Genomic DNA, 13,441 nt, shown 5'->3' on the forward strand with positions numbered 1-13,441 from the left:
GGCGTTTTCGGTCCTCGCAGCTTCCCCCCTCGCGCAAGCGCCTATCCTCGCCGGAGACACCACCCCCATGAGCTACCCCGAAACCCGCCGCGGCGACGTTGTCGACACCCTCTTCGGCGAGAGGATCGCCGATCCCTACCGCTGGCTCGAGAACGACGTGCGCGAGGACAAGGAGGTGGCCGACTGGGTGGCGCGCGAATCCGGTTTCACCGACAGCTACCTGAAAGCCCTTCCGCAGCGTGCCTGGTTCGAGGACAAGGTTCGCTCGCTGCTCGACTTCGAGCGCTTCGGCCTGCCCGAGAAGGCGGGGCAGCGCTATTTCTACACCCGCAACACCGGCCTGCTCAACCAGGCGCAGCTCTACGTGCGCGAGGGGCTGGATGGGGCGCCGCGCCTGCTGATCGATCCCAATACCTGGGCCAGCGACGGAGCGACCGCGCTCAGCGACTGGACGCCCTCGAAGGAGGGCTCGTTCCTGCTCTACAGTGTGCAGGACGGCGGCAGCGATTGGCGCACGCTGCGTGTTCTCGACGTTACGAGCGGCGCGGTCCTGGCCGACGAGATCCACTGGGTGAAGTTCTCCGGCCTCGCCTGGATCGGCGAGAAGGGCTTCCTCTACTCGCGCTACCCGGCGCCGGAAGAAGGCGAGACCTTCCAGGGCCGCAACTACAACCAGACGGTGTTCTACCACAAGCTGGGCACGCCGCAGTCCGAGGACCTGGTCGTCTACCGCACGCCCGAGCACCCGGAGTACAACCATAGCGCGCAAGTCACGCAGGACGGGCGCTGGGCGGTGATCACCAGCAGCATCGGCACCGACGCGCGCTACGAGGTCCATGCGATCGACCTGACGGCCAAGACCTGGAAGCCGCTTTCGGTGGTCACCGGTTTCACCGACGCCTGGGAACTGGTGGAAGGCGTAGGCAGCAAGCTGTGGTTCGTCACCAACAAGGACGCGCCGCGCAAGCGCCTCGTCCAGGTCGACCTGGCCAGCGGGGCACCGAAATTGCGCGAGGTCGTCCCGCAGGGCGAGGACATCCTCGAGCGCGCCGGGATCGTGGGCAACCAGCTCATCCTCAACTACATGCGCGATGCGACGAGCCACGCGGTGATCGTCGGCCTTGACGGAAAGAAAGCCCGTGAGTTTGCGCTGGGGGGCATCGGCACCGCCTCGGGCTTCCACGGCAAGCCGGGCGATCCCGAGACCTTCTATTCGTTCACCAGCTTCAACCGCCCGCCTTCGATCTACCGCATGGACATCGAAACCGGGCAGTCGACCCCCTTCGCCGAGCCGAAGATGGATTTCGACCCCGACGATTTCGTGATCGAGCAGCGCTTTTACACCTCGAAGGACGGCACCAAGGTTCCGATGTTCGTGGTGCGTCGGGCCGACGTCGCGGCGGCGGGCAAGCCGGTGCCGACGCTCCTCTACGGCTACGGCGGCTTCGACATTGCGCTCACCCCGGGCTTTTCCGCCTCGCGCATGGCCTGGGTCCAGGCGGGCGGTGCCTATGCCCTGGCGAACTTGCGCGGGGGCGGCGAGTATGGGCGCGAATGGCACGACGCGGGCAGGCGCGAAAACAAGCAGAACGTCTTCGACGATTTCATCGCGGCGGGCGAGTACCTCAAGGCGCAAGGGATCGCGACGAAGGACGGTCTTGCCATCAACGGCGGCTCGAACGGCGGACTGCTGGTCGGTGCGGTGACCAACCAGCGCCCGGACCTCTTCGCCGCCGCCGTGCCGCAAGTGGGGGTGATGGACATGCTGCGCTTCGACCGCTTCACCGCCGGGCGCTACTGGGTCGATGATTACGGCTATCCCGACAAGGAAGCCGACTTCAAGATCCTGCGCCGCTATTCGCCCTACCACAACATTCACGAGGGCACGGACTACCCCGCGATCCTGGTGACGACTGCCGACACCGACGACCGCGTGGTGCCCGGGCACTCGTTCAAGTACGCCGCCGCGATCCAGCACGCCGCGATCGGTGGCAAGCCGCACCTCATCCGCATCGAGACGCGCGCAGGCCATGGCTCGGGCAAGCCCACCGACAAGGTGATCGAGGAATCGGCGGACATCCTCAGCTTCATGGCGCAGTGGACGGGACTGGCGGTTCCACCCTCGTAATTATTCATAAAAATAGCGATTAATATGAATATTGGCTGTCCTTAGGGTTCAGCGCGGCCTCAGCGCCTCCTTGGTAGAACCATCCATGTCACCGGGCATTTGGCCGGGTGCGGGCAACCAAGGAGGAGAGCCTCATGACGAACCTGATCACCACGACGCTGGGCAAGGGCGCCGTCGCGACGGTCGCGGCCGGGGCCATGGCCGCTTCGCTGGCGACCCCGGCGCAGGCGCGCGAGGGCATCGATGCCGGAACCGTGATCGCGGGCGCGCTGGTCGTCGGCGGAATCGCCGCGCTGGCGGCGTCTTCGGGCAACGAGCGCGACGACAGCTATTACGATCGAGGACACCGCTCGCGTTACGACGGTTACCGCGGCGGCTATCGCGGGGTTTCGTCGCGCGAGGCGGTGGACCGCTGCGTGTCGGCCGCAACCGGGACCGCCAACCGATATGGCGGACGGGCACGGGTGACCCAGGTCCGCGACGTCGATCGCAAGGACTACGGTTACAAGGTTGAAGGGCGCATCGCGGTCGAGAATTATGCGCGCGGTCGCTGGAGCCGGCGGGGCGATGTCGACACCGGCAAGTTCACCTGCCGCGTCAACTATGGCGGAGCGCTGCGCAACCTCGAGTTCTCGGGCATTCGGGGTCTGTGAAACAGGCCCGATGCACGCGGGCGGGGCACGGTCGGTTCAGCGATCCGAAAGCGCGAATCGGCTAGCCTCTTCACGGGTTTGGTTGGCGCGCATCCGGCGCGCCGGATTGGGACGTTTCGAAGATGAAGATCCTGCACTCGCGTACTTGTGGCGCGCTGGCCGTCCTGGCGGCGACGACGCTTACCGTTTCGCCTGCGATGGCGCATGGCTGGGGCGGCTATCCACCGCCGCCGCGCCATCACCACCACGGTGGCGGAGGCGGCGATCTTCTGGCCGGCCTGCTGATCGGCGGCGGTCTCGTTGCCATTGCCAGCGCGGCGAGCAAGTCGAACAGCCGCGACGAGCCGGTTAACGTCGATCCGGGCGAGGACCATGAGAGCAGCGCCTATGTCGAGAGCGGCCGCGCCGCCTATCCGGGCGGTCCGGTGGCGGGCGAGGCGGGCTACGCCGCGCCCTATGACGAAGAGCGCCGCTACGAGGATACGCGCGGCCCCTCGGGCTCGGCCGGGTTCGGCGCGGCGGTCGACACCTGCACCGCCGAGATCGAGGACAGCGCGAACTACGACGTGCGCACGGTCGACAAGGTCGATCGCCTCAACGGGCGCATCGCGGTCGAGGGCCGGCTTGCCGACGGACGCGGCTTTGCCTGCAGCGTGGACGAAACCGGCCGGGTACGCTCGGTTGCGGTCGACGGGCACGCGATGATCTGATGCTTTGGCCTCAGGGCGGTCCGGCTTCGTCCGGATCGTCCTCGGCGCTGTAGGTCGGCAGGCCGATCGACCACTGGATGGCCGCGCCGCGCAAGGCGAACCCCGCCAGCGCCGCGCAGATCCATGCGGTGATCGGCGAGACCCCGAGCGCGATCATCAAGGCGCCCGCCGCCGAGGCAAGCGCCGAGGCGGTGACGTAGAGTTCGGGGCGCATCAGGATCGAGGGCTGGCCCGCGATCACGTCGCGGATGATGCCGCCCGCGCAGCCCGTCATCACCCCCATCAGGAACGAAGGCACCGGCGGCACGCCCCAGCCCAGCGCCTTGATCGTGCCGAGCACCGAATAGACCGCAAGGCCCAGCGCATCAGCCCAGACCAGCAGGCGCGCGTTGTACCAGTGCGAGGGCGTCAGCCAGGCGAGTGTCGCCACCGCGAGGCAGACCGGGGCCACGAAGCGGTCGTGGACCCAGAACACCGGCGCGCCGATCAGCACGTCGCGCACGGTGCCCCCGCCAACCCCGGCGATCAGCGCGAAGAAGGCGACGGTAACGAAGGTCTGGCGGCTGCGCGTGCCCGAAAGCGCGCCGGACAGCGCGAAGAGGCCGATCGCGAAGAGATCGACGAAGGCGGGCAGGACCGGCGTTTCGGGCGGGGCTATCATCGCCTCCCTCCTATCATTGCACGGCCGCCCGACATACCCCGCTTGGCCCTTCCCGGTGCGGGCAGCTGTGGAAGGCTGGCCGGCGCCCGGGGGACTTGCTTCGTTGTGGATCGGGCCTAGGTTTGCGACCATTCCAGGCGCTTTCGACGGGAGCTTCACGCTTCCGGACAAGGGCGCCCGACATGAGAGACACGAGGGACCAAAGATGGCTTTTCGCACGACATTCACCTCGCTCGCGCTGTTACTGGCGGGTACGGCCTTTGCGCAGGCACCAGTTGCGCTGGCGCAGTCCCCGGCGGACGAAGCGGGTGGGGCGCACTATGACCTCGCGGCGCAGAAAGCCAAGCTCGCCACGATCACGATGGACGTCGACACCGCGTTTCTTTCCGTCGAGGAGCGCAAGGTGGTGAACCTCCTGATCAAGGCCTCCGACCTGCTTTCCGAGGTCTACTTGCGCCAGCGCTTTGCGCAGAACCCGCAGGTCCAGAGCGCGATCTCGCGTAACCGCCGCGCCGACCGCGACCTGCTCGTCGAGATGTTCGAGCGCAATTTCGGGCCTTGGGACGAACTCGCCGAACTGCACCCGTTCTGGGGCACGACCCCGATGCCCGAGGGGGCGGGCTTCTACCCCACCGATCTCACGCGCGAGGAGCTTGAGGGCTACATCGCCAAGCACCCCGACCAGAAGGCCGCGCTGCTCGGTCCCTATACGGTGGTGAAGCGCGAAGGCGCCAGGCTGGTCGCGGTGCCCTATTCGGTGGAGTACAAGCAATGGCTCGAACCCGCCGCGAAGCTGCTCGACGAGGCCGCGGCGACAACCTCGAACCCGAGCCTCAAGACATTCCTCTCGCTTCGCGCCAAGGCTTTTCGGACTGACGACTACTACGCAAGCGAGCTGGCCTGGATGGACCTCAAGGACACGCCCATCGAGGTCGCGATCGGGCCTTACGAGGTCTACACCGATCGCCTGATGGGCGCGAAGACCGCCTTTGAGAGCTTCGTGACGCTGAAGGACCCCGAAGAATCGGCCGCGCTTGCCAAGTACAAGAACTACCTCAAGGACATGGAAGCGAACCTGCCGATCGAGGACAAGTACAAGAACTTCCAGCGCGGCTTCGCGAGCCCGATCGCGGTTGCCGAGCAGGTCCACGGCGGGGGCGACAACGTGCCAGGGCCCCAGACGGTCGCCTTCAACCTGCCCAATGACGAACGCGTGCGCGAGGCCAAGGGCGCCAAGAAGGTGATCCTCTCCAACGTGCTGGGCGCCAAGTTCGAGCGTATCCTGGCGCCGATGGGATCGCTCGTTCTCAAGGGCGACCAGGCCCGGCTCGTCGCCAAGAAGTACATGCAGTACGAGACGCTGTTTCACGAACTTTCGCACAGCCTCGGGCCGGGCACGATCGTGGTGAATGGCGAGACCACCACCGTCGACAAGATGCTCAAGGAGCAGAATTCGGCGCTCGAGGAAGCCAAGGCCGACGTCGCGGGGGTGTGGAACATCCTCTTGATGATGCAGAAGGGCGAGATCCCGGCGGCCGAGAAGCCGCAGCTCTTTGCCACCTACTTCACCGGCATCTTCCGCGCGGTGCGCTTCGGCGCGGTCGAGGCGCACGGCAAGGGCGCGGCGCTCCAGTACGGGTACCTGAGGGCCAAGGGGGCGTTCACTTACGATGCGGCGGCCAAACGCTACGTGGTCGACGATGCGAAGATGGAAGCCGGCGTGCGCGACCTGCTCCACGACATCCTGATGCTCCAGGCCAAAGGCGACTACGCGGGCACCAAGGCCTTCATGGCGACCTGGGCCAAGCTCGATCCCGAGGCCGAGAGCGCGATCGCGGCCATGGGCACGCTCCCGGTCGACATCCGTCCGGTCTACCCCGCCCAGATCTGAACTGCGGGCGGCACGCGCAGGGGAGCTCCGCCGCGCGTGCCGCCTTGGCGGCTTCGTTCAGAACGAAACGCGCATGTAGCCTGCGACCCGCGTGCCGGTGTCGGCGTCCCAGTAGCGGGTGCCCTTCGCGGCATCCTGGTCGATGCTGGTCGCGGTCAGCTGCAGGCCGACGGTGAAATTGAGCTCTGTACGTTCGACTGCGAGGTACCAGTCGGTGTAGTCGCCATCGGGGCGCAGCCGCACCGCGCGCACGGCGTCGTCGGTCGAACCGATGGTGCGTCCGACCCCGGCGTAGAGCGAAAGCGGCGTGCCCGGAATGCCGGTGCCCGCATTGGCCGAGAGGTAGAGGTTGTCGCCGCCGATGGCGTCCTGGCTGGGCGCGTAGGCAGCGCCCAGCGTCGCCCAGACCGGGCCCAGCGTGTGCGAGAGCGAGCCCTCCACTTCGACGTAGTCGAGCTCGCCCGCGTCGGCGTAGAGGTGGCCGCGCACCCCGGCCGAAAGGTCCCAGCCATTGCTCGAGACGGTGTAACGCGGGGCGATCTCGAGGCCGAGCTCGCTGCCCCCGTTGCGGTGGCTGCCGCGCAAGGTCTCGACCTTGGCATCGACGATGACGTGGTTGGTGATCGGGAGCGAACCGTCGGCACGAAGGCCGAGCTTGCCACCCGTCTCGCTAAGGCCGCGTGAACGGATGTCGGTATCCGCCTCGAGCCCGGCGCTCGCTTCGGGAACGGCCTGGGCATGGGCGGCGGACGCGAGGCCGAGCGCCAGAGGGAAAAGCGAAGCCGCGAGGAATGCGGGATTTTTCAGTGCAGACATGCAGCTTCGCTTAAAGCATTTTTCAGTCAGGTGAAATCACCAGACGATTCAGAAAATGCGTTAAAACAAGAATCTAGAGCGGCCGATCGGATGTAATCTGATCGAAAGCCGCTCTAGCGCCTGATCAGCGGGCGGCCAAGGACCGTGCGGCGCTCAGAGTGGCGGCGAGGGCTGGCTTGTCGGCTTGGGCCGCGGCGGCGAGGCGCGCCTCGATCACCTCGGCGTGCGCGCTGGCGAGGTCAGTGGCGCGGAAGCTTTCGGCGGTGCAGCGTCCGGCGCGCGCCTGCGAAAGCGTGGCCATGCCCGGCAGCATGGCGCTCATCGACTGCCCGGAAGCGGGATCGGTGATGCGCCGCTCGATGGTGACGTTCGCCTGCGTCAGGCAGCGCTGGACAGCGTGGCGGCCCGCCGCATTGGCATGGGCGGGGCGCGCCGTGGTCTCGAGGTGCGCGACGTAGTCGACCGAGTAGGTCCGTCCGTTCTGTTCGAAGGCGACGGTGTGGACGGGCGCGGCGGCAGCGGCACTGGCCGCGGCGGCGAGAAGGAGGAGGCTCACGAATGTTTCCTTGGGAGAGTGGAAAGGGTGTGCCTGCCGCTTGCACCGCAGGCGGGCCGCTTTCTTTCCCGAGACCCGCCAAATTCCAAGGTTTTGCCTCGGTACTACCCGCCATGCGGCGATTCCGCAGGTCGGCGTGGGGCGTCGTGATCCGCGATGGATCGCAAGGGCGGGCCGCGCCAACGAAAAGAGGCGGCGCCCGCCGGGGCACCGCCTCTTTTCGTGTTGGCTTTGGAAAAGCGCGATCAGATGTGGATCGGCTTGCCCGAGATGCCCATCGCGGCTTCCTTGATCGCTTCCGAGTGCGTCGGGTGCGCGTGGCAGGTGTAGGCGATGTCTTCCGAGGTGGCGCCGAATTCCATGGCCTGCGCGGCCTGGGCGATCATCGTGCCGGCGACCGAGGCGATGCACCACACGCCGAGCACGCGGTCGGTCTCGGCATCGGCAATGACCTTCACGAAGCCGTCGGGCTCGTGATTGGTCTTGGCGCGGCTGTTGGCGAGCATCGGGAACTTGGAGGTCTTGACCTTGCCGCGTTCCTTCGCCGCTTCTTCCGTCAGGCCTACGCCCGCGAATTCGGGCTGGGTGTAGACGACGCCGGGGATGACATCGTGGTTCACGATGCCGGTCAGCCCTGCGATGTTCTCGGCGACGGCAATGCCTTCGTCCTCGGCCTTGTGCGCGAGCATCGGGCCGGGGATGACGTCACCGATCGCCCACACGCCATCGACCTTGGTGCCGAAATCGTGGTCGGTCTCGATCTGGCCGCGGGCGTTGAGCTCGAGGCCGATCTTGTCGAGGCCGAGGCCATCGGTATTGGGCTTGCGGCCGATCGCGACGAGCACGACGTCGGCGTCGAGCACTTCGGCATCGCCGCCAGCGGCCGGCTCGACGGTGACCTTGGCCGCCCCGCCGGTCACTTCGACGCCGGTGACCTTGGTCTTCAGCTTGAGCGCCATGCCCTGCTTCTTGAAGATCTTGCCCGCTTCCTTGCGCACGTCCATGTCCATGCCGGGGAGGAGCTGGTCGAGGTATTCGACGACGGTGACTTCGGCGCCGAGGCGACGCCACACCGAGCCGAGCTCGAGGCCGATCACGCCGCCGCCGATGACAACCATCTTGCCCGGAACCTTGGTCAGTTCGAGCGCGCCGGTGCTGTCGACGACCACGCCGCCCGCGTTGTCGACGGTAACGCCCGGGAGCGGGGTGACCGAGGAGCCGGTGGCGATGACGATGTTCTTGGCGGTCTTGGTCTCACCGTTCACTTCGACGGTGTGCGCGTCCTTGAACGTGGCATAGCCCTTGAGCCAGTCGACCTTGTTCTTCTTGAAGAGGAACTCGATGCCGCCGGTCAGGCCCTGGACCGCGTCCTTGCGCTGGCCCTGCATGGTGTCGAGGTCAAGCTCGGGAGTGACCTTGATGCCCATGCTGGCCATCGCGCCGTTCTTGGCCGCGTCGAAGTATTCCGAGGCGTGCAGCAGCGCCTTGGAGGGGATGCAGCCCACGTTGAGGCAGGTGCCGCCAAGCGTTTCGCGGCCTTCGGCGCAGGCGGTCTTGAGACCGAGCTGGGCGCCACGGATCGCGGCGACATAGCCGCCCGGGCCAGCGCCGATGACAAGCAGGTCGTAATCGTAATCAGCCATCTGGGGCCTCCATACGCTCGTGCCGGAAAGCATGTGGGCACGAGGGCAAAATAGTCATTTCAGCACAAGTGAAAACCCCGCCCGGTCCGTCGATTTTCGCGAAGGTGGGCGGGGTATTTCGGATCAGAGGTCGATCAGGAGACGCGTGGGGTCCTCGATCGCTTCCTTGATGGTCTTGAGCGCGGTCACGGCTTCACGGCCGTCGATGATGCGGTGATCATAGGACAGCGCGATGTACATCATCGGGCGGATCACGATCTGGCCGTTGCGCACGACCGGACGGTCCTCGATGCGGTGAAGGCCGAGCACCGCCGACTGGGGCGGGTTGATGATCGGGGTCGACATCAGGCCACCGAACACGCCGCCGTTCGAGATGGTGAAGGTGCCACCGGCCATGTCGGCCATCGTCAGCGTGCCTTCCTTGGCCTTCTTGCCGTAGTCGGCAATGGCCTTCTCGATGCCCGCGAAGGACAGCTTGTCGCAGTCCTTGACGACCGGGACGACCAGGCCGTTGGGGGCCGAGACCGCGATCGAGATGTCGACGTAGTCGTGGTAGACGATCTCGTCGCCGTCGATCTTCGCGTTGACCGCCGGAATGTCCTTGAGCGCGAGCACCGAGGCCTTGGCGAAGTAGGACATGAAGCCGAGCTTGATGCCGTGCTTCTTGGCGAAGACGTCCTTGTACTTGTTGCGCGATTCCATGACCGCGGTCATGTCCACGTCGTTGAACGTGGTGAGCAGCGCCGCGTCGTTCTGCGCGCTCTTGAGGCGCTTGGCGATCGTCTGGCGCAGGCGCGTCATCTTCACGCGCTCTTCCTGGCGGGCGGGCGCGGCGGGCACGGTGCCGGCGGCAGCAGGCGCACCGGCGGGCTTGTTCTTGGCGGCCTCGAGGACGTCGTCCTTGGTGATGCGGCCGTCCTTGCCGGTGCCCTTGATGGTGGCCGGGTCGATGCCGTGCTCGAGCACCGCGCGGCGCACGGCGGGCGAGAGGACAGCGGCGTCGGTGGTGCCTTCGCTGGCGGCGGGAGCCGGAGCGGCTGCGGCCGGCGCCGGGGCGGCGGCCTTGGGCGCGGCGGCGGGAGCCGCAGCGGCGCCCGAACCTTCCTCGATGGTGGCGATCAGCGCGTCGACAGTGACGGTGTCACCCTCGGCGGCGAGCTGCTGGCCCATGACGCCCGCGTGCGGGGCCATGACGTCGATCGCGACCTTGTCGGTTTCCAGGCTGCAGATGGGCTCGTCAGCGGCAACCGCTTCGCCGGGCTGCTTGAGCCACTGGCCGATGGTGGCCTCGGTGACGGATTCGCCGAGGGTGGGGACCTTGATTTCAGTGGACATGGTAGATCTCAAGCCTTCTGCTTGCGACGGAGTTCGGAACGGACGGAAAGGTGGAGCGCGTCAGCGACCAGCGCCGACTGCTCGGCGACGTGGCGCTTGGCGAGGCCGGTGGCGGGCGAAGCCGAGGCGTTGCGACCGGCATAGCGCGGACGCGGGTTGGAAACGCCGGCTTCCTTGGCAGCGGCTTCGATCTCGCTCTCGACGAAGAACCAGGCGCCATTGTTCTTGGGCTCTTCCTGGCACCAGCAGATGTCCTCGAGGTTGGTCATGCGCGAGAGGCGCAGGGCCAGCGGCTCGCCCGGGAACGGGTAGAGCTGCTCGATGCGGATGATCTGGGTGTCGTCGATCTCGTTCTCGTCGCGCGCCTCGAGAAGGTCGTAGAAGACCTTGCCCGAGCACAGGATCACCTTCTTGGTATCCTTGTCCGCCGGCGCCTTGGGGTCGGAGAGGATGCGGTAGAAGTGGCCCTCGCCGGTGAAGTCCTCGGCCTTCGACTTGGCCATCGGGTGACGCAGCAGCGACTTGGGCGTCATGATGATCAAGGGCTTGCGGAACGGGCGATGCATCTGGCGGCGCAGGACGTGGAAGTAGTTCGCCGGCGTCGTGATGTTGCAGACCTGGATGTTGTCCGAGGCGCACAGCTGCAGGTAGCGTTCCAGACGCGCCGAGGAGTGCTCGGGGCCCTGGCCTTCGTAGCCGTGGGGCAGCAGCATCACCAGGCCGTTTGCACGCAGCCACTTCGATTCCGAAGAGGCGATGTACTGGTCGATGATGATCTGCGCGCCGTTGGCGAAGTCACCGAACTGCGCTTCCCACAGGACGAGCGTCTTGGGATCGGCGCTGGCATAGCCGTACTCGAAGCCGAGCACGCCGTATTCCGAAAGCGTCGAGTTGAGGACCTCGAAGGTGCCGTGGGGCAGGGTGGTGAGCGGAGTGTACTTGCGCTCGGTGGTCTGGTCGACCCACACCGCGTGGCGCTGCGAGAAGGTGCCGCGTTCGCAGTCCTGGCCCGACAGGCGCACGCCGTAGCCCTCGGTGACGAGGCTGCCGAAGGCGAGCGCCTCGGCGGTGGCCCAGTCGAAACCGTCGGCGGAGGAGAACATCTCTTCCTTGGCCTTGAGCACGCGGCCCAGGGTCTTGTGGATGGTGAGGTCCTCGGGAACCGTAGTCAGCGTACGGCCCAGGCTTTCGAACAGCTTGGTGTCGATCCCGGTCTGCACGTTGCGGCGCGCGGTCTCGGCGTCGGCGGGCTTGTGGAAGCCCGACCAGCGGCCACCGAACCAGTCGGCGTGGTTCGACTTGTAGGTCTTGGCGGCTTCGAACTCGTCCTCGAGGTGCGCGTTGAAGGCGGCCTCGGTCTCGGCGAGGAAGCCGTCTTCGATCACGCCTTCGCGCTTGAGCTTGTCGGCGTAGATCGAGGCGACACCGGGGTGCTTCTTGATCTTGGCGTACATCAGCGGCTGCGTGAAGCCGGGCTCGTCGCCTTCGTTGTGGCCGAAGCGGCGGTAGCACCACATGTCGATCACGATGTCGCGCCCGAAGGTCTGGCGGTAGTCGATCGCCAGCTTGCAGGCGAAGGTCACCGCTGCGGGATCATCGCCGTTGACGTGCAGGATCGGCGCCTGGACGCCCTTGGCGACGTCCGAGGGGTAGGGCGAGTTGCGCGCGAAGGCGGGGCTCGTCGTGAAGCCGATCTGGTTGTTGATGACGAAGTGGATGCAGCCACCGGTGTTGTAGCCCTTGACGCCCGAGAGGCCAAAGCACTCCCAGACCACACCCTGGCCCGCGAAGGCCGCGTCGCCGTGGATCAGCACGGGCAGCACGGTCTTGTGCTTGGCGCCCGGGCCGACGTCGTCGCCGATGTCGTCGTGGCTGACCTGGTAGCTGCGGACCTTGCCGAGCACGACCGGGTTCACGGTCTCGAGGTGCGAGGGGTTGGGCATCAGGCTCATGTGGACCTTGATGCCGTCGAACTCACGGTCGGCCGAAGTGCCCAGGTGGTACTTCACGTCACCCGAGCCGCCCACGTCCTCGGGGTTGGCGGTGCCGCCCGAGAATTCGTGGAAGATGACCTTGTAGGGCTTGGCAAGGACGTTGGCGAGAACGTTGAGGCGGCCGCGGTGGGCCATGCCGTAGACGATCTCCTTGACGCCGAGCTGGCCGCCGTACTTGATCACGGCTTCGAGCGCCGGGATCATCGACTCGCCGCCGTCGAGGCCGAAGCGCTTCGTGCCGACGTACTTCTTGCCGAGGAACTTCTCGTACTGCTCGCCGCGCACGACGGCCTGAAGGATCGCCTTCTTGCCCTCGGGGGTGAACTCGATTTCCTTGTCCGGACCCTCGAAGCGCTCCTGCAGGAAGCGGCGCTCTTCGACGTCGGAGATGTGCATGTACTCGAGGCCGACGTTGCCGCAGTAGTTGGCGCGCAGGATCTGCACCAGCTCGCGCACGGTCGTCCATTCGAGGCCGAGGTTGCCGCCGACATAGACCGGACGGTCCTGCGCGGCGCCTTCGAAGCCGTGGTACTCGGGGGTGAGATCGGCCGGCAGCGCGCGCTGGTTGAGGCCGAGCGGGTCGAGGTTGGCCGCCAGGTGCCCGCGCACGCGGTAGGTGCGGATCAGCATCATGGCGCGGATCGAGTCGGCCGCGGCCTGGTCGATGCTCTTCTGGTCGACCTTGGCGCCGCCTTTCGCGGCGGCCTTCTCGACGACCATGCGCAGCGCCGAAGGATCGAGGCCCTGCGTCAGATCGTCTTCGAACTCGGCGCCGACGAGGGGCCAGTTCTTGCGCTGCCAGCTGGGTCCCGCCTGGGGGCCGTCAAGGCCCGTGTCGGGGGTGAACTCGAAACTTTCGTCGCCCATGGGATCACCTTTTCCACGCCAGAATACGTTGTGCGGCGTTAGGAGGAATAGTTGGGACACTGTCGGGCCGGGGGAGGTTCGGCAGTGGGATTACATTGCAGTATATATAGTCGGTCCTGGGCGTTTTGGGACGCCCTATCGTTCCGGGCCTTCGTTCCCGTCCCGCGAGGGGGGCGCGGCGGCAGGT

Annotated in this window: 10 protein-coding genes; 4 read left to right on the forward strand and 6 right to left on the reverse strand. The window is 66.5% G+C overall.

What is annotated here, in order from left to right:
- Positions 1-67: 67 nt before the first annotated feature.
- The 3 genes from HT136_RS00740 (at position 68) to HT136_RS00750 (ending at position 3,491) form a co-directional block, all read left to right on the forward strand.
- Positions 68-2,128 carry a prolyl oligopeptidase family serine peptidase gene (locus HT136_RS00740; RefSeq protein ID WP_246543229.1) on the forward strand — a complete coding sequence of 687 codons (2,061 nt, stop codon included), beginning with the start codon at positions 68-70 and terminating at the stop codon, positions 2,126-2,128.
- 134 nt (positions 2,129-2,262) lie between these two features.
- Positions 2,263-2,781 carry a hypothetical protein gene (locus HT136_RS00745; protein ID WP_246543230.1) on the forward strand — a complete coding sequence of 173 codons (519 nt, stop codon included), beginning with the start codon at positions 2,263-2,265 and terminating at the stop codon, positions 2,779-2,781.
- Positions 2,782-2,903: 122 nt separating this feature from the next.
- Positions 2,904-3,491: a hypothetical protein gene (locus HT136_RS00750; RefSeq protein ID WP_214196765.1), complete on the forward strand. Its 588-nt coding sequence runs from the start codon at positions 2,904-2,906 to the stop codon at positions 3,489-3,491.
- 10 nt (positions 3,492-3,501) lie between these two features.
- Here HT136_RS00750 and HT136_RS00755 read toward each other — a convergent pair whose 3' ends face one another.
- Entirely contained in the window at positions 3,502-4,152 is a 651-nt protein-coding gene (locus HT136_RS00755) for a trimeric intracellular cation channel family protein (protein ID WP_214196766.1), read from the reverse strand.
- 205 nt (positions 4,153-4,357) lie between these two features.
- Here HT136_RS00755 and HT136_RS00760 point away from each other — a divergent pair, with 205 nt between their 5' ends.
- Entirely contained in the window at positions 4,358-6,043 is a 1,686-nt protein-coding gene (locus tag HT136_RS00760) for a dipeptidyl-peptidase 3 family protein (RefSeq protein ID WP_214196768.1), read from the forward strand.
- A 57-nt stretch (positions 6,044-6,100) separates the two neighbouring features.
- Here HT136_RS00760 and HT136_RS00765 read toward each other — a convergent pair whose 3' ends face one another.
- The 5 genes from HT136_RS00765 to HT136_RS00785 all read right to left on the reverse strand — a co-directional run bounded on the left by HT136_RS00765 (position 6,101) and on the right by HT136_RS00785 (position 13,254).
- Entirely contained in the window at positions 6,101-6,859 is a 759-nt protein-coding gene (locus tag HT136_RS00765) for a TorF family putative porin (protein WP_214196770.1), read from the reverse strand.
- Between the two features lie 124 nt (positions 6,860-6,983).
- Positions 6,984-7,415 (reverse strand): hypothetical protein, encoded by a 432-nt coding sequence (locus HT136_RS00770; RefSeq protein ID WP_214196771.1) that lies wholly within the window; start codon positions 7,413-7,415, stop codon positions 6,984-6,986.
- Between the two features lie 245 nt (positions 7,416-7,660).
- Positions 7,661-9,058 (reverse strand): dihydrolipoyl dehydrogenase, encoded by a 1,398-nt coding sequence (lpdA, locus tag HT136_RS00775; protein WP_214196773.1) that lies wholly within the window; start codon positions 9,056-9,058, stop codon positions 7,661-7,663.
- Positions 9,059-9,181: 123 nt separating this feature from the next.
- Entirely contained in the window at positions 9,182-10,393 is a 1,212-nt protein-coding gene (gene odhB, locus HT136_RS00780) for a 2-oxoglutarate dehydrogenase complex dihydrolipoyllysine-residue succinyltransferase (RefSeq protein ID WP_214196774.1), read from the reverse strand.
- Between the two features lie 8 nt (positions 10,394-10,401).
- Positions 10,402-13,254: a 2-oxoglutarate dehydrogenase E1 component gene (locus HT136_RS00785; protein WP_214196776.1), complete on the reverse strand. Its 2,853-nt coding sequence runs from the start codon at positions 13,252-13,254 to the stop codon at positions 10,402-10,404.
- Positions 13,255-13,441: the final 187 nt, after the last annotated feature.

The sequence above is a fragment of the Novosphingobium profundi genome (genome assembly GCF_018491765.1).
Classification (GTDB): domain Bacteria; phylum Pseudomonadota; class Alphaproteobacteria; order Sphingomonadales; family Sphingomonadaceae; genus Novosphingobium; species Novosphingobium profundi.